Source organism: Candidatus Binatia bacterium, from assembly GCA_036493895.1.
GTDB lineage: Bacteria > Desulfobacterota > Binatia > UBA1149 > CAITLU01 > DATNBU01.
The window spans coordinates 38,910-62,632 of the sequence record DASXOZ010000022.1 but is presented as its reverse complement, the minus strand read 5'-3'; the positions used below and the strand labels follow the sequence as shown (position 1 = coordinate 62,632).

The window sequence follows — 23,723 nt, the reverse complement described above, 5'->3', positions numbered from 1 at the left end:
GTCACTCCGTATCGGCATCGTCCTCGTCCCCACCGTTTCCTCCCGGTCCCGGCGCCTGTCTTGCAGCCTCGACGTCGGCGGCGCGGATCTGGCGCCGCGGCTCGAAGTCGTAGAGCACGTGGTAGGCTCCCACTTCGGCGCGCTTGTAGTGGACCCCCTTCCCGTCGAGCAGCGCCATCATCGCCAGGTGCTGCCTCTTGTCGGCCTGGTCGTCGCGGAACACGTAGCAGATCGAATCGGTAGCCTCGACGACGGCGTCATAAGGGGGATATCGATCCTTCTGCAGCGGCGAGATCACGACCTTCTCGCCCCCGGCGAACACGACGTGGTACAGCGGGGAGGCGCTATAACAGGCACGGATCGCGCGGTCATCCAGCCATTCCACGAGGCGCTGGCCCCGCTCCTCGTCCGCGGACGAGGACGTGGTCGCCGCGTCCACCCACCCTGCCACGTTGAACACCAGTACGGCCACCAGCGCAGCGATCATCCAGCGCCGCCGCCGGCCGGCGATTCTCACCACCAGCGCAGCCGCCAGCAGCGCGGCCAGAGGGTAGGCCGGCAGCATGTAGCGCGGACTGACGTAGCCGACTGCGAAAGTCACGAGGAAGAACAGGGCGAGAAGCTGGTCGGAACCCACGGCCGACCATCCTCCGGGTCCGCGCCGCGGCCGGGCCGAGAGGAGAGCGACTCCGAAGGCGATGAGCGGAACGAAGAACGACGCACGGCGAAGCGGCCCGAGGGCCCCGCCTTCGCGCGCTTCCTCACTCATACCGAGCCGGGCGACACCGAGACCCGGTGGCACGCCGAAGACGATGCCGAGCTTGTCGAGCCCGTCGCCGAGCGCGGCGACGCGCTGGTCGAACCCCTTGCGCGCCCACTGCTGGTCCCTTTCGGCGACCGCCACGCGGTTCATCACGAGAGCCTTGCGCGCCAGCGAGCGCGGCGTGGCCAGCGGATGAACGACGTTGTAGCCGATCAACAGGCCGGCACCGAGAATCAGGCCCGCCGCCGCAACGCCCCACCCTCGCCGATCCTCGCGATCGAGGAGCAGCAGGCCGGCCATCACCGCCAGGTAGGCGCCGACGAGCTGGTTCACCCACAGCGCGATTCCCGAGACGAGGCCGAGCGCGAACGCCGTGGCGCGATCGCGCTGCCGGTACAGGTAGAACGACCAGAACAGCAGCATCACCACGACGAGCAGCACGACGTGCTCGACGAAGCCGCCGCGGGCCTTCAGGTTCCACTGCAGGAAGTACATCGGCGCGACGGCTACGAGAGCCGTCGCCCAGCGTGCGACGGCTACCGAATAATAACGGTAGCCGAAACGGTACACCGCGATGCCGAGCAGGATCGAAAACAGGAACGGAACCGCGCGTAGCGGCATCCATCCGACGCCGAACACCGCGAACATCGCGGCCGCGCAGTACGCTTCGAGGGCGCCGAGGTAGGATTGGCCGTAAAAGAAAACCGGCAGCGCATGATGCTCGAGGATGTGCTTGCCCATCAGTCCGACGATGCCTTCGTCGGCCAGGTACACGTCGACGTCGCCGCCGTTGACCAGCGTATTGTGGGTCAGCATCCAGGTACGCACGGCGATCCCGAGGCCGACGAGCGTGTAGAAGACGAAACGGCTCACCGGCGTCAGTTGAGATAGCCGAGCGACTTGAGCTGCTCTGCGGTTTTGGCGTCGAGGACGACCTTGCTCACGCCCTCGGTGCGCAGCTGGCGGTCGAAATGATGCCAGCCGCCGTCGAGCCAGTCGCGAAGGCTGCCGACCATCGGCACGGCGCTCGCCGAGGTGGGCGCCAGCGACCGCTGCTCGCCGGCATCGGCGTCGAGGTCGAACGTCTCCAGCCGCCGGCGCTGGAACTGGTGGATCACTTTGCGGCGCGAATCGAGCTCGGCCACCTCGACCGTCCGAATGCCGGTCCGGTAAAGCTCGGCGTGCACGGGGGCCGGTCCGGGAACGGCTGCGCCGGTGTAAAGGCCGGAAAAATCCCTGCCCTCCATAGCTTGCGGTCCCGACGGCGCAGCGACACCGGCCAGCGCCATCAGCGTCGGCCCCACGTCGATGATGCTGACTTCCTGTTCCACGTCGCGCCGCGCCGGCTCGACGCCCGGCACGTCGAGCAGGAACGGCGTGTGCAGCACTTCCTCGTAGAGCGTGCGGTGGTGGCCCTTGTTGCCGTGCTCGAAGAACTCGTCGCCGTGGTCGCCGACGATCGCGATCATCGTGCGTCCGGCGACCCCGAGCGTTGCCAGCTCGCTGCGAAGCCTTGCGATGTGGTCGTCGACCAGCCGGATCTCGCCGTCGTACAGTGCGACGAGGTGGTCGAGGTCGCGCTGGTCCATGCCTGCGTGGATGGCCGGGTCGAAGTAGTAGTTCGTCCCCGTCATCGTGCCTTTGTAGTCAGGGTCGAACATCGTCTCGTACGGCGGCCCCGGCGCGTAGTCGTAGTGGACGTCCCAGAAATGCAGAAACAGGAAGAACGGCCTGTCGCGCTTCTGCTCGAGGAATTCATCCGTCGCGGCGAGCAGCTTGGGCGCGGTGACGCTGTGGTAGGATTCCTCGTTCGTCTCGAAATGGATCGTCCTGTCGTCGTAGTCCTCGAAGCCTTTTGCGAAACCGTAGCGGGAGCCGAGGTAAGGCGCCGAGACGATCGCGTGCGTCTGGTAACCTGCCTTCTGGAACGCTTCGGCCACGGTGCCGATGCTGGCGGGAAGGCTGCGGTCGTCGGAGACGACGCCGTGGCCGAGCAGGGAGCGGCCGGTCAGCAGCGACATGTGGGCCGGAAGCGTCCACGACGTCGTGCTCGAATGGTGGCGAAACACCACGCCTTCGCGTGCGATCGCGTCCATCGCCGGCGATGTCGCGCGCTTGTAGCCGTAGACGCCGAGATGGTCGGCTCTCAGGCTGTCGACGGAGATCAGGATGACGTTGTAGCGCGAGGCCGGGGACGGCGGTGCGGTTGTCGCGGCGGCATTTCGCGACGCCGACGCGACGTCGGTGCCTGACAGCAGGTTCGCGGACACCAGCACGACGGCGGCAGCGGCCACAGCCGTCCTCGTGATGCGGGTGGCCAACGCCAGCCGTGTCGCCGCCGCGGAGACGAAGAGCACACCGATCGCGAGCCCCGCGCCTCCTTCCATCAGGTCGCGCGCGATCGCGCGCACCAGCTTGAACGCCGTGACGTATTGCGGAGCCTGGAACTCGGCCGCCCAGACCGCGAGGTGCACGACGAGGCACGTCGCGACGACGACGGTGAGCGCGCGACGAGCACTGTCCTTCGCGCCCGCCTTGCCGACTCCGAGAAGTCCCGCCACGGGTGCGAGCAGCAACGCGACCGCGAGGCCCGCCGCGGCGTTGATCGCGACGAGCTGGGGCGCGAGCGCGAGCTTGGCAAGGAGTCCCTGGCCGACGAAGTCCTGCAGCATGAGCGGAAGCGGCAAGCGATCGGCAGCGAGGAAATACAGCTTGGCGAATGCGTCGTACTGGTGCGTCGGAAAGAAACGGTAGGGAGCCAGCAGCAGACTCCGGTTGAGCCACGCCAGCACGCCTGTCTCGACCACGGCCTGCACCGTACCGAGCAGGAAGGCCGCAACCGCAAGGTCGGCAAGGCGCCTCTTCAACGCAGCGCCTCCGCGCGTTCCGAGCCGCTCGCGAGGCCCACTTTCTCGCGTACGACGTAGTGCGGCCGCCTTTTGACCTCCTCGAAGATGCGTCCGACGTATTCGCCGATCACACCGAGAGACAGAAGCTGGATGCCGCCGAGGAACAGCAGGATCACGACCGTGGAGGTCCAGCCCTGGATCGGCGTGCCGCCGAACAGGCGTGCGATCAGCAGGTAGGCCATGTACGCGAGCGCCGTCATCGACACGAGAAATCCGACATTACTGACGAGGCGAAGCGGTACGTACGAGTAAGAGACGAGGCCGTCGAACGCGAGCTTCATCAGCTGCGCCAGGCTGTACTTGGACTGCCCCGCAAAACGCGCTTCGCGAGCATACTCGTAGCCGATCTGGCGGAATCCCGCCCAGGTGCGCAGACCCCGCACGAAACGGTTGCGCTCGGGCATCGAGCGCAGGATGTCGATCACGCGCCGGTCGATCAGCGAGAAGTCGCCCGAGTCCAGCGGAATGTCGAGATAGGACACGCGGCGCAGCAGCCAGTAGAACGCCTTGTACGCGGTGCGCTTGAGAACGCCTTCCTTGCGCTTCTGGCGCACCGCGTAGACCACTTCGTAACCCTGGCGCCAGAGCCGGAGGAGATCGGGAAGCACTTCGGGCGGATCCTGAAGGTCGCCGTCCATCGCGACCACGGCCTGCCCGTGCGCATGGTCGAGCCCGCAGGTGATCGCGGTCTGGTGACCGAAGTTGCGCGAGAAGTGGATCGACTTGAAGCGGGGATCGCGCGCGTGGAATTCGCGAAGAATCCTTTCCGAGGCGTCGCGGCTGCCGTCGTTGACGAAGACGACTTCGAAGCTCTCGCCGGTGGCCGCAAGCGCGGCCGACAGCCTCTCGTAGAGCTTCTCGAGAGTTTCTTCCTCGTTGAAGATCGGGATGACGACCGACAGCGTCGGCGCCTGCTCGTCGGCCGTCACGAAACGACTCCCCGCGCGCCGCAAGAGCAGCGGCGTGCCGCAACGCCGCGCCCGGATCCGCACCGCCACCGCTTCCCCATCGATCTGGTCCTTCTCACGATTCTCACTGCGATTCCGTTTCGCCGCTGCGGCCGCCGGCCTCCCGCAAGCCGTCGTACACCGCCTCGATCCGCGGCAGCACGGCCTGCCACGTCATTCCTGCGAGAAAGCGCCGCCGCGCCGCTTCTCCAAGCGCCTTTCGCCGTCGCGGGTCTTCCCGAAGCGCTACGAGCGCCGCCGCGAAAGCCTGCGCATCGTCGTCTTCGACGACGACGGCATCGACCCCGTCCGTGAGCACCTTGGATCCGCAGCCCGCCGAGACGACCGCCTTGGCCGCGCTCATGTAATTCAGGAGCTTGACAGGATAGCCGGAACCGAGCCGCCGCGGTAGCGCCAGCACGTCACTTGCTGCCATCGCGCGGCGGACCTGCTCGAAGTCGGCGTCCTCGACGACGATGGCTGCTTGTCCCTCCTTGAGACCTGCCTTGAGACCTGCCTCGAGACCTGCCTCGAGGCCTGCTGCGGCCAGCAGAGGACGCAGCGGCGCGCCGCCGCCATGCGTCACGACGAGCAGGCGCGGCCGGCCGCCGGCGCCGCGGGCCGCTGCGTTGCCGATGAGCCGGGACATGGCTGCCACGAGCAGCTCCAGGTTCTGGTACGTATCGAGGTTCCCGACATACCCGACGACGAAATCCCCGTCGCCGATCCCGAGCGCCCGGCGAGCGGTGGCGCCGTCGGGCAAGGCCCCGTCGTCCTCGACTGCCGGAGCGATGACGGTGATTTTTTCGGCTTGGCATCCCGCCGCGACCAGCGCGCGGGCGCTCCAGTCGCAAAGCGCGATGGTGCGATCGGCGCGCGGCGGCACTTGCGCGTCGAGCATTCGACCGATCCCGGCGGCGAAACGACGAAGTACGCCGCCGGCGAAATACGTCTCCAGCTCGTCGCCCATCAGGTTGTGGCTGTGGTAGACGACCGGCGCGCCCGAGATCATTCTCGCGGCGAGCGCGGCGACGGCGGCTTCGTAGTTGTGCGCGTGGACGACGTCGATGCGGCGCTCGCGCACGATGCGCGCCAGTCGCTGCGCGAGAAGGACGTCGAGGAACGGCTTGGCCAGGTTCGGACCGGAGCGCGACGAATCGTCGCCGGGAAGACGCGCGATGCGGTGATGAACGACGCCGTCGGGCGCCAGGCCGCTTCCCTGCCCGTACGTCAGCAGGTGAACTTCGTGTCCGGCCGTCGCCAGGTGACGCGCCATCTGTCCGACGAACACCTGGGAGCCTTGCGGAGACGGAAACGGACAGGCCGCGACCAGCGCGATTCTGCGCAGGCTGCGCGAAGGAGTGCGGCGGGCCGCAGCAGCGGACGCGACCGTCACGGCAGGTATCCGAGCGCCCTCAGGCGGCTTTCGACTTCGCGTTCTTCATCCGCTGCGTAGTCGCTCTCGGGCTCGGTGCGCGGTGTCGCAACCGAAGCTGCGATGCCGCGAGCCGGCAGCTCCACGAGGCAGCGGCCCTGCATCGATGCGGTGGCCGGGAGGCCGGCGAGCGCGAGCGCCGTGACTCCGAGATCTGCGAGCCCGCAGGTGTCACCGTCGTCGCAAGCGGCGACGCCGTGCGGCCGCGCGTGAGGTCCGGCAAGCAGCGCAATGCCGTACTGGTCGTGCACGCCGCCAGGCGCCGAGCCTTTCGCGCCGACCTGCTCGTCGTCGCCGAGGCGGCGGATCCACGTCTTCTCGCGCCCGGCGCGGCTCGATGCGGCAGCATAAGCGTAGCCGCCGGGTTTCCTCAGCTCGAGCACGAGATCGGGAAGACGCGCGGCAAAAGGGCCGTCGAACAGGGCTTCGCGGCGCGCCGCCGAGAGCACGACGCAGCCGTCGTCGAACGGATCTTTCATCTCGAGCAGATCTTGCGTGAGCCGCGCGAGCAGCTCCTCGCGTACGGCCGGCGAAACGATGCCGCGCGGCTCGCGTCCCTGCAGGTTGATTCGCAGCGACGGAAAGTACGCGACTTCGTCGCTGTACACGGACGTGTGGTCCCAGTCGATGCCGGCAAAGCGCGAGCCCGATTCCACGCGGTCGGCCAGGCCCCCGGCAGCCGCGAATGCCCGCGCCTGCCATGACGAAGGGATCGACGCCAAGGCGCGCCGTTTGAGGCCCTGCGCGGCGGCGCCGGAACCCGTGAACCGCAGGTATCCGTGGTCGGCGAGCCAGCGGTTCCACAGCAGCACCCGATCGGAGCCGCCGGCACTGCCATGGTCCGAAAGAAGCAGCACGTCGGCGTCGTTACCGGCAGCAGCGAGCAACCGGGCAAGGCCTTCGTCAAGGGCGGCGTAGACGTCGGCAATGACGCCGCGGGGTCCTTCGCGATGACGCGGCGACGCCTCGTCGTCGAATTGCCAGAAATGGTGGGCAACCGTGTCCGGCTCCATGAAGTGCACGACGAAGACGTCGAGCGCGTGCTCACGCATCAGCTCTTCGGCGATGCGCGAACGCAGGCGCACGTCGTCCACGAGCCGGAGCGCCGCACGCCGATGCCACGTCGCATCGATCCGGCCCTGCGGGATTCCCTCGATGCCGAGCCGGCCGTGGCGCTCGCGAATTTCCCGGCCGAACGACTCCGGATGCGTCGCGCGCACGGATGCGGACGATCCGAGCGGAGTATCGAAGCCGCAGATCTCGAACACGCCGCGCGCTTCGGGCGGGAACGTCGCCGGCATTCCGTACATCCCGATGCGCAGGCCCGCGTCGGCCATCGACGCCACGAAGGTCGGCAGCCGCCGGTGCGTCGCGTTGACGAAACGCACCGCGTAAGCGCCCGGGCGTGGAATCGTGAAATCGGTGATGCCGTGGTGGTCGGGATTCGCGCCGGTAAGGAAGCTCGTCCACGCGGGAAACGTCACCGGCGGCGTGGTCGAGCGGACGTTCCACGTGCAGGCGCCGCCGGCCAGGAGCCGGGCCGTCGTCGGCATTCGGCCTTCGCCGACGAAGCGACGAACCAGGTTCCATCCTGCGCCGTCCCAGCCGACGACCAGCAGCATGTGCGCGCTCCTTTTCGAGTTTCTCGTCCGACTTCGTCGGGCCAATGCGCGCGCCGACGAGGCGGCGCCCGCGCATGGCCGTTGCGCTACTTGCCGCTCGCGTACCCGAGCGAGCGCAGCTTCTCCTGCGTGGCAGCATCCACACCTGCACCTCCCGCACCAGTTACCGCCTTGGAGCCGGCGTTCGCCTTCAGCGTTTCCAGGTCTGCGCGCAAACCGTCGACCACCTCGGCATTGGCCGCCGCGACGTTCTTCATCTCGTGGGGATCGGCCTGCATGTCGTAGAGCTCCACCGGTGCCAGTCCGCGGGGATTGCCTTCGTTGGCCGTGATGAGCTTCCACTTGTCCTTGCGGATCGAGTGCAGGACGTTGCCCTCGTGGTCCTCTTCCTGGAAGAGGGCCGCCGGCGCGGGCTTGTCGGAGAACAGGTCGCGCCCCTGCCACGCATCGGGCGCAGTGACGCCGGCTGCTCCGACAAGGGTCGGCGCGATATCGAGAAGCTCGGCCCAGGGTTTCACCCTCGTGCCGGCCTTGGCGCTCTTCGGCAGCTTCATGATCACCGGCACGTGCGACAGCTCATCGTACAGCGTCGTGCCGTGCCACCAGCCCTTGTGCTCGTAGAACTCCTCGCCGTGGTCGGCCACGAGCGCGATCACGGTGTCGTCGTAGTGCTTCGATGCCTGCAGCGCGTCCACGAGGTTCGCGATGAAACGGTCGAGGTATTCGACTTCTCCCGAGTAGAGCTTCTCGAGGCGGTCGCGCTGCGAAGGATCGGGGTCCGGCGTGTCGACGCGCGCAACGGCAATGCCGTCGTACGGGAGCTCGAAGTACGGGTCGTGGGGATCCATGTAGTGGATCAGCGCGAAGAACGGCCCGTCGGCGTTGTGGTCGAGCCACGGGAGCGCCGCGCCGTTGACGGTCTGCGCGTCCTGGTAATAGTTCTGGACGTACTTTGCCTTCGAGATGAAGCGCTCACGGATGAGGCGCATCCCGCTGTAGAACGCCAGCTTGGAGCCCGAGTCGGTGGCGCCGAAGAAGAAGTCCGGCGACAGGTAGTAGTATTCCTGGAAGCCCTGCTCGAAGTTGAACGCCGGCGCGACGTTGATGTTCGTCACGTACCCGACGGTGCGGTAGCCGGCACCTTTCATCACTTCCGCCAGCGTCGTGACGCCGTCGGGCAGAGAGTCGGTCTTCAGCATGACCTTGTGCGAGGACGGGTACAGTGAAGTGAGGATCGTCGAGATCGACGGCCGCGTCCACGTCGAGTTCGAGAAGGCGTTCTCGAAGACGACGCTGTCCTTGGCCAGCCGGTCGATGCCCGGCGTCTTCGTCGTCGTCGATCCGTAGGTGCCGAGGTGATCGGCCCTCAGCGTGTCGGCGATGATCAGGATGACGCTCGGTCCTGTCGCCGTACCGGGCTGGGTCGGCGCCACGGGCGCCTTGTGGAGCATGTCGAGCCCCGCCGTGGCCGCGGATCCGGCACCGACCAGCACTGCCGCGAGCGCGACGGTCGCAAAGATACCGGTGCCGCCGGGCTTGGACAGTGCGAGCACGATTCGTCGCAGCAGCCACAGCACGACGACGGCAGCAACGAGAAGCCCCGCGTGCACGAGAAGCCCTTTGGACGAGGCGACCGGCAGGCTTTCGGCAAACACGTCGCGGACGATTCGGAAACGCGCAACGGCCAGGCCGAGCAGCGCGGCCACCACGCCGGCCCCCGTCGCCGCCGCGGCGCGCGCATCGCGGGCCAGTGCCGGCACGATGCAGAAGCCCAAGCCCAGCCCGCCGCCGACCGCAGAGCCGATCACTCCGTACGAGAGCACACCGAAGCGGAACACGCCGAACTCGTCGCCGCCTTCGGTCGTTGCGATCACGGCGGCCTCGATGAGACCTACCAGCGCCGCGCCGACGAAACCGCCGAGAGCCGAAGCGACGATCTTTGCTACCCAGCGCATCGCTTCACTTCCCCGCCGGCGCGGCCAGGTTCAGCGCGTGGCCGTCGTACTGCGGCGGCACCGGCACCCCGAGGAGCGTCAGGATCGTCGGCGCAAGGTCGCCGATGGCCGGATGCTCGTCGCTGATCTTGACGTTGCTCATCAGCACGCCTTCGGTCTGGTCAGTCTCCGACGTGGCGTGGTCGCCGCTCCACTTCTTCATGTTGTCCTCGAACAGTCCTTCCGGAGCGCCGCCGAGCGGCGTCGCCGACGACACCCGGTATCCCGGCGCCATCCCGATCTGCATGTCCTGGCCCTCGCCGACGCGACTGCCCTTCCACGTATCCTTTCCCGAATAGACGACGTTGACCGCCGGCTTTCCGGTCTTCGGATCAACGACCTTCGTCATTCGATCCTGGATGTCCTTGATGACCTGGTCGTATTCGGCGCCAGGCTTGACGATGCCCTTTCCTTCGCGGCCGGCCACGTTGACGTAGATGCCGCCGACGCCGAGGGCGTACGCTTTGGTCTTCGACCAGTCGACGTCCTGCAGGAACTTCTTCGTCGTCGACTTCGCGCCTCCTTTCAGCGCCATGAAGCCTTCCTGGACGAGCCAGGTGTTGACGTTGAAGCCGCGCCTCCAGCTGTGGAAACCGTGATCCGACAATACGAACAGGATGTCCTGCGGGCCGAGCTTGGCGCGCACCTTGCCGATGATCTCGTCGGCCCTCTGGTAGGTTTTCAGGATCGAGTCGCCGAAGCGCGCGGCCAGAGCGGCGTCGTAGCGAGGGTGCTCGGGGTCGATCAGGCGGTACATCATGTGCGAGGTGCGGTCGGTCTCGACGAACACCGAGACCAGCAGCTCGGTGCTGCGATTCTCGAGCTCGTGCAGCGTGATGGCCTCGCTCTCGCGGAACGTGTCCCAGATGTCCTGCATGAACGCTTCCTCGTCGATGCGTTCTTCGTTCAGGCCCCAGGTCTCGTGGTTCCACCCGACGGTCTTGTAGTCGCCGACTGCCTTGACGAGCTCCTTCGAGTAGCCCTCGGGCTCGGTGACGGCGATCGCCGGATCCTCCGGGTCGTAGTTGATCGGCGACATGTACAGGCGAAGATTCGGCTGCACTTCGAGCACGCGAAAGCGCGCCATCCCCGAAATCGTCGACAACGCCGTGATCTTGAACGGGATGCGGAACCAGTCGCTCCAGTGTCCCGTCTCCAGCGTTTCCTTGCGGCCCGCCAGCTCCACCGCCACCGCATCCTTGCCGGCGCGCGACAGGTGCAGTGGAACCGTTACGCGGTCGCCCTTGTCGGAAAGCGGATTGACCGGGCCTTCGATGTCGGTGTCGACCGAATCGCCTTGCGCAAGCGAGACGACGCGGCCGCCGAGCTCGGGATTGGCAGCGTCGCGAGGGCTGAGGTCGCTCGACCAGTAGTGGAACGTGCCTTCGCTGCCGCGCACGTCAGGCAGGCCGAGTCCGCCCTGCGCGTAGCTGTGCTGTTCCTGCTCGAGCGGATAAATGCACGGCACTCTCAGCACGACGCTGCGCTTGCCGGCGCGGTCGGCCGTGGCCCAGAACGACTCTCCGGTCATCGTCGACGTGAACGTCTCGGGCTTGGTTTCGAACAGGCCGAACCGGTACTCCGCCTTGTGGCTGACGGAGCCCGTGCGGTCGGGAAGGTACGTCTTCGGATCGCGCAGGATGAAATCGAAGATGCCGTGACCGCCGGGATTCATTCCGGTCGTGAAGGTGGCCCACGCGGTGCACGACGACGGCGGAGTGGTCGTGGCCAGGTGCTTGAACGTGCCCGTATTCATCATCTCGGACATGTTCGGCAGCTTGTCCTTCCACTGCTCGACGAAGTTCGGATCCACTCCGTCGAAACCGAGCACGACGATGCGCCGCTGCGGCGGCGGCCCGGCGTCGCGGCGGCTCTCTCCTCCTGTGCACGCGGCAACCACGAGCGCGACTCCCGTCGCGACTGCTGCCGTCGCCGCCAGGCGGTGTCGCACGCCGGCGACCGTCACAACTTTCGTCAGACTCCTCATCGTCCTCCTCGATCCGGACATCCCGCCACCGCCGTTTGCGCGGGCACCGTGGCAGCGGCAGCCCGGCCACTGGAGCGTCCCGTCGTCATTGCGCTGCACTGCTTCCAGGCCCGATCGCTCGCACACTGCGGTTGCCGGGCAGCCGCGCCGCTGCGGCCCCATCGCGGGGTCGTGTCGCTGGATCGGATCCGCCGGGGTCGTTGCTGCTGATCGGGCTCCTGGGATTGCGGGTGGCCGCGGCCTTCAGTGCGTTTTCCCATTGAGAAGCGTCACGTACAAATCTTCGATCTGGCGGACCATGCCGCTCGCCGAATAGCGCGCGACGACGCGGGTGCGGGCAGCCTCGCCGATGCGCCGGCGCAGCGCCGCATCGCCCAGCAGGACGCAAAGCCGGGCGGCCATCGAACCGGCATCCGGATAGTCGACCAGGTTGCCGCTGACCCCCTCCTCGATCACTTCGGGCGCACCGCCGACCGACGTCGCGACCACCGGCAGCCGCATCGCCATCGCCTCGAGGATCGCGTTCGACATCCCTTCGCTCTCGGACGGCAGCACGAAGGCGTCGAAGGCCGACAGCACCTCGGGCATGTCGCTGCGGCGCCCGAGAAGATGGACGCTGGCGTCCAGGCCGAGGGAGCGCATCAGCTCGGCGGGCTCCAGCGGCATCTCGTCGGCGCCGGCGATGACGGCGTGGGCCCGCGGAAAGCTGCGGCGAAGCTCGGCCATCGCCTCAAAAAACATCCGGAACCCCTTGCGAGGCCTGAAAGTTATCGCCGTGCCGACGATCGGATCGTCGCCGATCCCGAGCTCTGCCCTCAGCTTGTCTCGCGCGGCACTGCCAACGCGGTCCGGGTCGAAACGTTCCGTGTCGGTCCCGCTCGGGATCATCACCATCCTCGCGGTCTGCGGCCCTTCCACTTCGCGCGTGAACTCGAGAACCTGCGGAGCGTTGCCGGTGACCACGTCCGACAGGCGGCCCGAGACGCGGACCGCGAGCTTTTCGGCCACGCCGGCCGGGCGGTGCAGGCCGCGTTTGCTCGTGACGACCGCCGCGCCGCAGAGGCGCCCGGCGACGGCAGCGTAAAAATTGCCGCGCAGCAGATACCCGTGCACGACGGCCGGACGCACGTCGCGCAACGCCTTCACCATCCGGCTCAAACCTAGGATATCACTCGGGTTCCTGAGCGATCCGCCCATGCCGAATGTGCGTACTTCGACGTCGAGCCCGCGGACGGTCTCCAGCAGGTTGCCGTCGTCTCTCAGCGCGAACAGCACCGGACAGAAGCGTTCCCTGTCGATCAGCCGCAGAACCTGGAGGATATGGGTCTGGGTGCCGCCCGTGATCATCTGCGCGATCACGTAGACGACCGCAGCCGGCCCCGGCCGCGGGCTCCTGCTGGCCCCTGCCGTCACGCGGTACTCAGGGTCGCCAGAAGCTGTTGGTGCCGACGAGGCCGAGCTTTGCCTGCGCCAGAGGCCCGTACGGCGCGAAACCCTGCCATCCCTTGACCGGCGACCCGTCGGCTTCGAACGCGAGGACCTGCCCGGCGCTGCCGGGACCCGTGGAGATCAGGATCTCGTCGGCCCCGTCGAAATCGACGTCCGCCGCTGCGATCGCATCCGCATGCCCGGTAAGGAAGAAGCTGACCGCGTTGCCGAGCCCGTTCGGGGTGAAGTGTTTCCCCTTGCCGTCCCACGCCTGGATCCAGATCTGACCGGATGCCGGGCACGTGATGATCTCGCGCTGGCCGTCGCCGTTGAGATCGGCAACGGCGAGCAGCACTCCGGAGTTGGGACCGAGGCTGCCCTGCAGCGGGTAGGCCTGCCACTGCGCGACCTGCGTGCCGGTGCCCGAGAACACGCGCACGGCAGGAAGGCCTGCCGCCGGCGCCGCAATGACCTCGTCCTGCTGGCCGTTGGGGTCCGACTCTTTCTGCACGTTGCCGCCGGCGATGTTCACGCCGACTGCGTTCACGAGGTTGCCTTCGATCGTGTCGGCCGGCTTGAACGCCGCGAACTCGACGATCTTCTGCCAGGAGATCATGCCGTTCGGATCGACGAACTGGCGGCGGTGCACCGCGATGTCGATCGTGCCCGTGACATTGTCAGCCGGTGCGACCGCAATCTCGTCGCCGGCATTGGCCGCGGAGAAATTGCCTCCGGCGACGTTGACGCTGCCGCTATAGACCATCGGACCCGGAGGAACCGTGGGGAACGCGGGGAACTGGGAGACTTGGCGACGGCGCCGCTGGGCGCGATAGACGACCACGTTGCTGGAGCCGCCACCGGAGCCGGCCCCGACCGCGAGCAGGGAGTTCGCAGCACCGGCGCGGTCGGACTGGTCCAGAAGCGCCATCGACAGCTTCGTCGTCGGATAACCGCGGAATGCGCGGATCTCCGCTTCGCGACGATGGCCGAATGGATCGAAGCTGCGGATCACGACTTCGCGATCCAGGTTCGGCCCCGACACGTAAATGCGCGATTCCCGTCCGCGCCTGCCGGCAAACGACGCGAGCACGCTCCCGTTGGCGCCGGAGAGCACGTACGCCGCTCCTGCCCCGCGCCTGCCGTCCGGCGTCGCGCCGGGCGAACCGGCGATGATGTCGGGAACGCCGTCGGCGTCGAAATCGATTCCGCTGCCGAGCGATTGCCCGAACTGCGAATTGGGCAGGCTGCCCGACTGGGACCACAGCTGCGCGCCGTTGCTGGCATTGAACGCTTCGACGCGGCCGGCTGCGACGCGCGTCTGCACTTTCGCATCCGGCGCGCCGACGACGACGTCGCTGCCCGGTCCTCCGTCGAGCGAGCCTGGCGCGACCAGCGAAGTGCCGAAACCGGCAAACTGCTGGGGAGTCGGTTCGACAATGCGGCGGATCTTCGTGCCGTCGCCGGTATAGAGGTCGATGGCCCCGGCCTCCAGGGTATTGCCGACCTTCGCTCCCGGCGATCCGATCCACAGGTCGCTCTTGCCGTCGCCGTTGCCGTCGGTGGTCGCGACCGCCGAGCGGCCGAACCTCTGGCGAGTCTCGTCGCCGCGCAGCGCGACGATGACGTCGAACGGGGGCTTTCCGGAGATGATCGACAGGCGTCCGGCGCGGTCGACGAGAGTGGTCGTGGTCGACGTGGTGGTCGTCGTGGACGCGGTCGTGGTCGTCACGCCGGCGGCTCGCGCGACAAAATCCTCGGCGGGAAGGCTGACGCCGTTGGCGGATGCGAACCAGTCCGGAATGCCGTCTCCGTCGACGTCGCCGGCATAGCCGACGAGGCTGCCCCAGTTCTCGAAGTGGTTGAGGCCGTCGTTCTGGCCGAGCACCGACCCGTCGGCGCCCGACAATACGTAGGCGACACCGTCGCGGCTGCCGTCGACGAGCGCTTCGCTCGCTCCGACGGCGATGTCGGCCTTTCCGTCTCCGTTCAGGTCCGCAAGCGCCGAGACGGTTTCGCCGAGGCCGGCAAAATCGTTGGCGCCGCGAGTTTCCCACAGCACTCCGTGCGTCATCGAGCGCACTTCGAGACGCCCGGCGTCGAGGCGAACGCCGCTCGTTTCCTTCGGCACGTCGAAGGCCGGGGCGCCGATCGCGAGCTCGTCCCTGCCGTCGCCGTCGAGGTCCGGAATGAAATCGAGAGCGGCGCCGTAACGCTCGCCGTCCTGGACGCCGGGCAGCGAGGCGAGCACGGCCCCGGTGGCGCCGGAGAAGACTTTTACACGGCCCGACTTTTCGCTGGTGCCGACCCACGCACACGGGGCGCCGACCGCGATGTCGGGAACGCCGTCGCCGTCATAATCGCCGCCGGTAGCGACGGACCAGCCGAAGGCGTCGCCGTCGTCGGCGCCGCACTGGACCTCGAGCGCTGCGGCGCGGCCGGCCATTGCGGCGACCAGCGCCACTGCCCCGGCCAGCGCCAGCCAGCCGTGACTTTTTTTCCCTTCGGACGGGGGTGCCAGGACCATTTGGGGCAGCTTGGGGAAAAAGGGATCTGGTCGCAAGTCGCTATCTCGCATCGGGGCGAGGCACGCGGCTGCGCGCCAGGCGCTGCGAGAACTCCGCCGCAAGCCGGCGCCAGCGCTCGAAATCCTCTATCCGGGGAACCAGGGGCTCGTACCACGACATCCCCGACTCGAGCAGGAAGAACACGTACAGCAGCAGCGCCGCCACCGTGTACGACGTGCTGGTGCCGATGGCAGCCCCGCGGATGCCCATCTTCGGGATCAGCCACACGTTGAGGCCGATATTGCCCCCGAGCGCGATGTAGGCGGCAATCACGTTGACCATCTGGCGGTCGCGCGCCGTAAAATCGCGAGACAGCAGCACGTACATCGACATCATCACGATGCCCCACGAGATGTAGATCAGCGGCACCGCTGCCGGCTCGTACGCGGCCCCGTACAGAGTGGTGATTGCGAACTTGCCGACGAACGTCAGCACCAGCGCCGAGACCGACGTGATCGCGAACGTCTGGCGGCATGCAGATGCCGTCATCAGGTGCACCCTCTCGTCGCTCACGCCGGCCAGGCGCGGGAACATCGCCAGTCCGAGCGACTGCGGAATCGACATCATCTGCTCGGCGAACTTCGCGCCGATCGCATAGAACGCGACTTCCGACGGCGACAGGTAGTATGCGCAAAGGTAGACGCCGGTCTTGAAGTTGAAGTGCGACGCGATGATCTGCAGGTGGGACTTCATGCCGTAGCGGAACATGCGGCGGAAAAGGCCGCGGTCGAACAGGAAATGCAGCGGCGTGTCCTTGTGGATCGTCCAGAACACCCACAGCAGCATCACGGTGTTGAGCACGATCGAGACGCCGAGCGCGCCGGGAAGCCCGAGCTTGAGACCGACGAGCACCACCGCCATCAGCACGAGCGCGATGATCGACTCGCCGAGCAGCCGTGCGTTGTAGACCCGGAAGCGGTCGGTAGCCTGCAGGATCCCGTAAAGGTAGCTCTCCATCAGCAGGATGGGGATCATCGGCAGGATCGTCATCAGCGCCCACAGCGGCACGCCGCGCAGGAACGTGTGCAGGATCTGGTCTCGCAGCAGCACCACCAGCACGATCAGCAGGGCGCCCGTGCCCAGGCCGAACCACACGGCAGTGGAGGCCACTCGCGAGACGTCCTCTTTCTCGCGGCGGATGAAGTAGATGACGGCCTGGGCCTGGCCGAACTTCGTCAGCGTGGTCAGCGTCGCGGGAAACGTCGAGACCAGCGAGAAAATTCCGCGCGAGGTGGGGCCGAGCCAGCGCGCGGTGATCATCCCGATGATGATGCCGAAGCCCATCTTCGCGAAGATCGTCGCCAGCGTACCCCCGAAATCCTCGAACAGCTGCCACAGCGGCGACATCGCCGGCCTCTTGCCCGTCAGCTTCAAACCTCGTCCCCCGCAAGCACGTCGAACAGCTCGCCCAGCACTTTTTCCTTGAGAAAGCCGACGGCGTCGGTCACCGGCGGTACCTGCAGCAGGAACGACGGAACCACGGCCGCCAGCTTGTCGGCCGCCCCCGGCTCATCGAATCGCCGGGCGCCGGAGACGACGTCGAGCACTTCGTTCATGATCGACAGGCGGCGCACTTCCTTGGCCATCGTGTTGGCGGCGCGCAAGCGCGCGGCGCTCTCGCGCGGCACCAGCGGCTTGAGCAGGAACTCGCTGGCGCGCTCGACGTGCAGCAGCACGCCCGCCTTGCGCGGCGCCAGCTCGACGTCGCCGACGCGGTAGGCATCGCGCGCGAAGACGCGCTGCTCGCCGGTGGCGACGAGGCGCTTGGCGCCGGCGCCGGCCAGCTTGCGGCTGCGCTCGTCGAGCAGCAGCAACTCGGGCACTGCCAGCACGTTTTCCCCGTCGTGGAGCAACAGGTTGTCCGACAGCATTTTCTGGTCGGCGTCCGAGAGCATCGAGACGGTCAATGTCGACTTCCCGCAGCCCGGCATGCCGGCGAAGATCACCGCGCCGATGCGCGTCGAGACGGCGCCGCCGTGCAGCACGTTCCAGCCCGCCCCGCGGCTGAGCCACCAGAGCAGCGGATGGTAGAAGAAATAATACAGCAGCGTCGAGAAGCGCCGTCCCCTCAGCTCGTCGAGGTGGGAGCGATGGCGCAGCCTCTGCAGCGATTCGACGGTGCCTCCCGACGAGAGATGGAAAAAGTATCGCCCGGTCAGCTCGACGCTTTCGTCGCGCATCGCCAGCTTCATCTGCAGGTCGGTAAAGTCGTCGATGCGAAGCCACAGCGCACCTGCGCCGCCGACGTAGAGGTCGCGGTCGGGTCGCCGTGTCCACGGGATCGCGTCGAAGCCCACGCCTCCGGGCTCTCCGTCGCGCGGCGGCGGACTCTCGCGCCACTGCACCGACGAGCGGATGTCGAAGCGTCCCTTGTCCTCGGTGAGGAAAGGCTCGAGGGCAGCGCGGGCATATTCGGTGAACGCCGGCAGCTCCGACTCCATGCGCACGCGCACGCCGTGAAGCTCGAAGCAGGCCGTCGCGCTCACGCCGCCGCCTTCGCCCGCCCGTGAAGCGCGGCGTCACGACCTGCGGTCGCCCGCTCGAAAGCCCGGCTCATCAGCGCAACGTGTCGCGGCAGTGCGAATCGCTCTGCCGATACCCTCGCCGCGCGACCGAGGGTTTCGCGCCGGGCGGGGTCGCCCAGCAGCACGGCAAGCTCGCGCGCCAGGGCCGGCGCATCGCCGGGCTCGACGAGCACCGCATCGTCGCCGTCGTGGACGAACTCGGGAACTCCCCCGGCCCGCGTCGCGATGACAGGCCTGGCTACCGCCATGCCTTCGATGATGACGCGCCCGAACGGCTCGCCGCGTACCGACGTGTGCACCAGAACGTCCATCGCGTTCATCAGGTCGGGTACGTCGGCGCGCGGCCCGGTAAATACGACGCGCGAGGCGAGTCCGCGCGCAGCCACCAGCTCGCGGACCTCGCGCTCGTAAGCGGCGCCGCTGCGGTGGGTGCCGCCGACGATGAGGACGACGAGCGCCGGTTTCTCCGCGGCCAGCAGGTCCAGCGCCTCGACGAGCACCTTCTGCCCTTTCCACGGCTGGATGTTGCCGACGACTCCGGCGACCTCGCAGTCCGCAGCAAGGCCGAGCTCGCGCCGGACCTCCGCCGAAGCGCGCTTCGGGCGAAACGCCGCAAGGTCCAACCCGTCGTAGATCACCTCGAAGAATCCGGGCCGCATTCCGCCGGCGCGGCAGTGGTCCTCGATCGCCTTCGTCATCGAGATGCAACCGGCCACCGATGCGGACAGCAGCCTTTCGATCCACGACAGCTTGTCGAACCCCTTGGCGTGGATGACACACGGGACACCGACGAGGCGCGCAGCGACGATCGCGTCGGAGTTGCCGCGAAAACCGTTGCACGCATAGACGAGGTCGGGAGCAAATGGTGCCATCGCCGCACGCAGGCGAAGCGCGGACGGAAGCGTTTCGGCGGCGAAGGTCGCGGAGCGCCGCAAGAGCTGAAGCGCGGAGGCCACCGCACGCACGTTCCTGGCGCCCGCGTAGGCAGTGCTTTCCTGCAGCGCATGCGTCTTCGGCAGGACCCGCCGCGAGACCACCGTCACCGGGATGCCGCGCTCGCGCAGCTCGCCGATGCACGGCTTGTGCTCGTAGAGCACCACCGACGGCGTGATCCTGGCCCGGTCGATTCCGCGAAGCAGCTCCAGCATTCCGGTCAGCGATCCGCCGACCACGCTCCCGGACGACGCCTCGACGAAAACGACCTTCACGCGGCAGCCTTGAGCGACTCCTGAAGGCTGGTGCGAAGATCGACGGCGGGAGTCCAGCCGAGACGCGACCTCGCGGCTTCGGTCGAGTAGCGCGCACTGCGTTCGGAGCGCAGCAGCTGGTACGCAACCGTCCACGGGCGGCGACGTGCCAGGCGGTGCGCGAAGTCGGCGGCACGAACGACGGGTGAGATGAGCGACACCGGCAGGTACACGACGCGCAGAGGTCGGGGCCTCACGTCCGACAGCGTACGAAAATACCGCTGCTGCGTCAGGTCCGGATCGTCGATGACGTTGAAGATTCCACGCTCGATTCCCTCCGCGGTGCCGGCCAGTACGACCGCGTCGGCCGCGTTCTCGACGTAGACGAGAGGAACGCGATAGTCGGGGCTGCTGACGACTGCGAGAAGGTCGGGCCTGAGGAACTTCTTGACGCGACCGAGGAAAATTCCCTGTCCCGACGGCTTCGGCCCGTACAGCACTCCCGGCCGCACGACGACGACGGGACGGCCCACCCGCACGGCAGTCGACGCGAGGCGGTCGGCGTCGAGCTTCGACCTGGTGTAGTGACCCCGCAGCATCGGACGGCGGTCGTAGTCACTCTCGTCGCCGATCTCGAGTCCGTCGCGGTCGATGTCGAAGATGCCGAGGGAGCTGACGTGCACGAAACGCCGGGCCTTGCCGGCCAGGCTCGCATCCATCAGCCGCTGGGTGGCTTCGACGTTGACACGCCAGAATTCTTCCCAGGGGCCGCTCGACAGAACGCGGGCTCCGACATGGTAAACAACGTCACATTCGGCCGCGCGAGGGAGCCAGGGTTCGGTGTCACCGAGGTCGCCATGCACGACTTCGACTCCGCGCCCGGCCAGAGCGTCGGCCGCCGCGCCTTCACGAGCGAGCGCAACGACGTCGTCCCCGCGTGCGAGGAGCCGACTGACGACGCGGCTGCCGAGGAAACCGGTTCCTCCGGTCACGAATGCGCGCATGCTCACTCTCCCGATACGGCCCGAGGATCGACGGGCGTCGTGCCCTCTTCGCCTGCGGCCGGCTCGCTCGAAGCCGCCGGTTCCGCGCCGCCGAGAGCTTCCCTGGCACGGCCCGCTCGCGGACGCGCCGGGCGCACCGCCGCCGCGGCCTTGCGCGGGCCTGCACCGCCCTGCCCGACAGCATCCCAGATGCGTGCGGTCACGTCGACCACCGCGCGCGCCTCGGCCTCGCTCACCGGAGGAGGTGTGCCCCGCCTCACGCTGTCGTAGAAGCGCCGGATCAGCTCTCCCATGCCGGGGTAGTAGCGGATGCGGCCGCGCACGAAGTCGATGGTATTGCGAGCGGTCTGGCCGACGAGCTGCCAGGCCTCGTCGAGGTTCGGCAGCGGCTTGGCGATGATCTTCGGCACGTCGTAATCGCGACGCCGAACGATCGTCATGTTGTTGAGGTTCACCTCGACGGTCATCTTCGAGCCGCAAAGGCGAAGCGTGTTCATCATCGGCGAAGCGTTCATCGAGATCGTCAGGAACCCGGTGCGCGACTTGCCCTGCATCAGCACGCGCAGCTCCTCGATGCGCCCGTCCTCTTTCGGTGCGAACGCGACTGCATCCAGCCGCTCGACCTCGCCGAGGAAATGCAGCTGCAGGTAGAGCGGATGCGGCACGAGGTCGCCGATGCCGCCGCCTGCCATGTCGCCGAGCCACTGGCGCTCGCTGGCCAGGCCGGCCTGGTAGCTCTCGATCGCGACGAGGTCGCCGAGCGCGCCGCTTTCCCACAGGCGCCGCGCTTCGAGCATCGGCGGATCGAACAGGCGGTTGTGATCGGCCGTGAAGAACGTCGAGCCGCGGCGCGCGGCCGCCGACATCGCCTCGACGTCGTCGAGGCTGAGCGCGAGCGGCTTTTCGATCAATGCAGGAACGCCGCGCTCCAGCACCGCGATCGCGCAGCGCGCGTGGGCGCGCGGTGGGGTCAGCACGTGGACCGCATCGAGGCGCTCGCACGCGAGCATCTCCCCGACGTCGCGATACACCCGTTGCACGCCGAAGCGGTCGGCCAGCTCGCTTGCCGAAGCGAGCGAGAGATCGCAGACCGCAACGGCGTCGCCACCGGCCTTCTGCACGTAAGGAAGGTGGGCGTTGGCGATCACGCCGCAGCCGATGATGCCGACCTTCAGTTTTTCCTGCCGTGCGCCCGCGCCAGTTGCCATCGGTGTTTTCCCGCGCCTGCCCGCGTCAGAGTGCGATCGGTGTCGCGAGCCGGCATACCAGGCCCGGCTCCGAATCCATGGCCAGCGAGCACGCGTTGACCGCGCTGGCCAGCGTGGCCAGGTCGCCCTGCAATCCGATCGGGAAGCGCACGACGATCGGCGGCCTCCCGTCGATCTCGATCTGGTCGAAAGGCTCCTCGCAGTCGAGCCTCATCGTCAGCGAAAACGAGATCTCCTTGCCGTCGGGTGCCACGGCGCGGGCCGTGTGGGCCAGCCCCAGCACCTGGCCGGGAAGAACGACTTCCCCTGCCCTTTCGACTTTCTTGTCGGCGACCACCGGCTCCAGGCTCTGCACCACTTCGCCGACGCTCCAGCCGAGCGCGGCCGCCAGGTAGCGGACCGATTCGGGAAAGCCGGCGTGTCCCATCGCGAAGCGGCTGGTTCTCTCGCGCACCGAGGCCGCATCCTGGCCGACGCCCATCTTGCGACGCAGGGCATTGCGACGCTTGGAGAGATCGACGAGGCGGGTGCCGCGCACCGCGGTAGGGCCGAGCGTCATCGAAGAAAGATACGTCGGCAGACGGTCGAGGAGAAAGCCCGGATTGACACCCGCGGCGAACAGCGTGACGCCCTTTTTCCTGGCAGCCGCATCGAGGCGCCGCGCTGCATCGTCGCGGTTGCCCCAGGGCCAGATCACTTCCTCGGCCGTCGTCACGACGTTGCAACCGGCGTCGATCAGCTCGAGCAGCTGGCTTTCGATGCCGTCGATGTGCGAGCCGGCGCAGTGGAACGCGACGTCGACCTTGCCGGCATCGGCCAGCGCCGCGCTGAGCGTGCCACGTACGGTGGCACCGCCCCTGGCACCCCACAGCGAGGCCAGCGGCTTGCCGATCTTCTCCGGATCGACGTCGACCGCACCGACGCTGTCGAGCCGGCCGGTGGCCGCGCTCTCGCGCGCAATGCCGATGCCGATCTCGCCAAGACCATAATGAAGAACCCGGAGCCGGGTGTGCTCGCGCATTTCGCCCTCTGTCTCTTGAGTGGAAGGGGCCGCGGTCAGGCCACTTCTTCGATCGCGTCGCTCGGGTCCGCGGTCTCGTCGATGCAATCGCGGCCGAGGCCGCCGAAACCGTGATGTCGAAGCCAGCCGACGTTCGAGTACCGCGCGTCGGTCCAGTCGATGCGGGCCCTCTCCAGCAGGTCCTTCACTTCGTCGATCCCCTGCTCGATCGAGACCGATGCCGTGAACCCGAGCACGTGCCGGATCTTGTCGAAGCTGACGCGATAGCTGCGCAGATCGTCGACGCGCCCGCCGTTGTCGATGCGCGTTCCCGGGATGCGGGCGGCGACCATCTCGGCCGTGGCGCTGATCGTGAAATTGTTCTCGTCGGAACCGACGTTGAAGATCTCTCCGCTGACGATTTCCGAGGACGACTCGGCGGCCACCAGGAAAGCCTCGGCGACGTCGCGCACGTGGACGTGGGGACGCCACGCCTCTCCGCCGGTCACCGTGATGCTGCCCGTCGCAGCCGCGCGGCACGTCATCGTGTTGATCATCAGGTCGAAGCGCGGTCGCGGCGAGGCGCCGAAGACGGTGCCGAGCCTGAGCATCACGACGCTGCGGCCGTCGAGCTCGCGCTGCAGGATCTGCTCGGAGACGATGCGCGTGCGGGCGTAGAACGAGACCGGGTTGAGCCGCGAACCCTCGTTCAGCACCAGGCCTTCGGTGGCACCGTAGACGCTGCACGAAGACGCGAAGACGATGCGACCGAGGTCCGGATGGTGACGGACGACGTGGCAAAGCAGCTTGGTCGATTCGATGTTGATCGACGTCGTCTCTTCGCGATCGACCTCGCAGGCGGGGTCTCCGACCAGAGCCGCCAGCGCGATGACGGCACGGGCGCCGCTCGCCGCGCGCATCATGTCGCGGATGTTGCAGATGTCGCCGTACTGGATCTCGAGGTGCGGATGCGGACGAATGCCGCGCAGCCCCGCGTTGCCGTAGAGGAACGTCTCGAGCACGCGCACGCGATAGCCGCGCTCGAGCAGGCGGCGCACCAGGTGCGAGCCCACGTAGCCGGCGCCGCCGGTGACAAGGACGAGGTCGCCCGCGCTTAGGAAATTGCTGGTCATCCGTCTCCGGTGCGCTC

At 67.6% G+C, this 23,723-nt stretch carries 16 protein-coding genes; all 16 read right to left on the bottom strand.

The window, feature by feature from the left end:
* Window position 1: 1 nt before the first annotated feature.
* The 16 genes from VGK20_06045 to VGK20_05970 all read right to left on the bottom strand — a co-directional run bounded on the left by VGK20_06045 (window position 2) and on the right by VGK20_05970 (window position 23,706).
* On the bottom strand, window positions 2-1,636 hold the full coding sequence (locus tag VGK20_06045) for a hypothetical protein (GenBank protein HEY2773598.1): 1,635 nt from the start codon (window positions 1,634-1,636) through the stop codon (window positions 2-4).
* 5 nt (window positions 1,637-1,641) lie between these two features.
* Complete coding sequence (locus VGK20_06040) at window positions 1,642-3,630, bottom strand: sulfatase (protein ID HEY2773597.1); 1,989 nt, start codon at window positions 3,628-3,630, stop codon at window positions 1,642-1,644.
* Entirely contained in the window at window positions 3,627-4,601 is a 975-nt protein-coding gene (locus VGK20_06035) for a glycosyltransferase family 2 protein (GenBank protein ID HEY2773596.1), read from the bottom strand. The genes VGK20_06040 and VGK20_06035 overlap by 4 nt, the downstream gene beginning before the upstream one ends.
* A gap of 103 nt (window positions 4,602-4,704) precedes the next feature.
* On the bottom strand, window positions 4,705-6,015 hold the full coding sequence (locus tag VGK20_06030; protein HEY2773595.1) for a glycosyltransferase family 4 protein: 1,311 nt from the start codon (window positions 6,013-6,015) through the stop codon (window positions 4,705-4,707).
* Window positions 6,012-7,676: an alkaline phosphatase family protein gene (locus VGK20_06025; protein HEY2773594.1), complete on the bottom strand. Its 1,665-nt coding sequence runs from the start codon at window positions 7,674-7,676 to the stop codon at window positions 6,012-6,014. The genes VGK20_06030 and VGK20_06025 overlap by 4 nt, the downstream gene beginning before the upstream one ends.
* A gap of 86 nt (window positions 7,677-7,762) precedes the next feature.
* Window positions 7,763-9,631, bottom strand: a complete 1,869-nt coding sequence (locus VGK20_06020) for a sulfatase (GenBank protein HEY2773593.1) — start codon at window positions 9,629-9,631, stop codon at window positions 7,763-7,765.
* Window positions 9,632-9,635: 4 nt separating this feature from the next.
* Complete coding sequence (locus tag VGK20_06015) at window positions 9,636-11,657, bottom strand: alkaline phosphatase family protein (protein ID HEY2773592.1); 2,022 nt, start codon at window positions 11,655-11,657, stop codon at window positions 9,636-9,638.
* Window positions 11,658-11,900: 243 nt separating this feature from the next.
* Entirely contained in the window at window positions 11,901-13,070 is a 1,170-nt protein-coding gene (locus VGK20_06010) for a glycosyltransferase (GenBank protein ID HEY2773591.1), read from the bottom strand.
* 7 nt (window positions 13,071-13,077) lie between these two features.
* A complete protein-coding gene (locus VGK20_06005; protein ID HEY2773590.1) occupies window positions 13,078-15,609 on the bottom strand; it encodes an FG-GAP-like repeat-containing protein in 2,532 nt (843 codons plus the stop codon).
* A 40-nt stretch (window positions 15,610-15,649) separates the two neighbouring features.
* Window positions 15,650-17,023: a flippase gene (locus tag VGK20_06000; protein ID HEY2773589.1), complete on the bottom strand. Its 1,374-nt coding sequence runs from the start codon at window positions 17,021-17,023 to the stop codon at window positions 15,650-15,652.
* Window positions 17,020-18,135: a hypothetical protein gene (locus tag VGK20_05995; protein ID HEY2773588.1), complete on the bottom strand. Its 1,116-nt coding sequence runs from the start codon at window positions 18,133-18,135 to the stop codon at window positions 17,020-17,022. Before VGK20_05995 ends, VGK20_06000 begins: the two co-directional genes overlap by 4 nt.
* Window positions 18,132-19,382: a glycosyltransferase family 4 protein gene (locus tag VGK20_05990; GenBank protein ID HEY2773587.1), complete on the bottom strand. Its 1,251-nt coding sequence runs from the start codon at window positions 19,380-19,382 to the stop codon at window positions 18,132-18,134. The genes VGK20_05995 and VGK20_05990 overlap by 4 nt, the downstream gene beginning before the upstream one ends.
* Window positions 19,379-20,365: an NAD-dependent epimerase/dehydratase family protein gene (locus VGK20_05985; GenBank protein ID HEY2773586.1), complete on the bottom strand. Its 987-nt coding sequence runs from the start codon at window positions 20,363-20,365 to the stop codon at window positions 19,379-19,381. Before VGK20_05985 ends, VGK20_05990 begins: the two co-directional genes overlap by 4 nt.
* Window positions 20,366-20,367: 2 nt before the next feature.
* Window positions 20,368-21,573, bottom strand: coding sequence for a Gfo/Idh/MocA family oxidoreductase (locus tag VGK20_05980; GenBank protein HEY2773585.1), 1,206 nt, complete (start codon window positions 21,571-21,573; stop codon window positions 20,368-20,370).
* A gap of 25 nt (window positions 21,574-21,598) precedes the next feature.
* Window positions 21,599-22,594, bottom strand: coding sequence for a hypothetical protein (locus VGK20_05975; GenBank protein HEY2773584.1), 996 nt, complete (start codon window positions 22,592-22,594; stop codon window positions 21,599-21,601).
* A 35-nt stretch (window positions 22,595-22,629) separates the two neighbouring features.
* The gene (locus VGK20_05970) at window positions 22,630-23,706 is read right to left on the bottom strand and encodes an SDR family oxidoreductase (protein ID HEY2773583.1); all 1,077 of its coding nucleotides are present in this window, start codon (window positions 23,704-23,706) and stop codon (window positions 22,630-22,632) included.
* Between the last annotated feature and the right edge of the window lie 17 nt (window positions 23,707-23,723).

Bases quoted from the DNA above. Each gene is read 5' to 3' on its own strand.
- VGK20_06025 (HEY2773594.1), bottom strand. From the start codon at position 7,676: ATGCTGCTGGTCGTCGGCTGGGACGGCGCAGGATGGAACCTGGTTCGT.
- VGK20_06020 (HEY2773593.1), bottom strand. From the start codon at position 9,631: ATGCGCTGGGTAGCAAAGATCGTCGCTTCGGCTCTCGGCGGTTTCGTC.
- VGK20_06015 (HEY2773592.1), bottom strand. From the start codon at position 11,657: ATGAGGAGTCTGACGAAAGTTGTGACGGTCGCCGGCGTGCGACACCGC.
- VGK20_06005 (HEY2773590.1), bottom strand. From the start codon at position 15,609: ATGGTCCTGGCACCCCCGTCCGAAGGGAAAAAAAGTCACGGCTGGCTG.
- VGK20_05985 (HEY2773586.1), bottom strand. From the start codon at position 20,365: ATGCGCGCATTCGTGACCGGAGGAACCGGTTTCCTCGGCAGCCGCGTC.
- VGK20_05980 (HEY2773585.1), bottom strand. From the start codon at position 21,573: ATGGCAACTGGCGCGGGCGCACGGCAGGAAAAACTGAAGGTCGGCATC.
- VGK20_05975 (HEY2773584.1), bottom strand. From the start codon at position 22,594: ATGCGCGAGCACACCCGGCTCCGGGTTCTTCATTATGGTCTTGGCGAG.
- VGK20_05970 (HEY2773583.1), bottom strand. From the start codon at position 23,706: ATGACCAGCAATTTCCTAAGCGCGGGCGACCTCGTCCTTGTCACCGGC.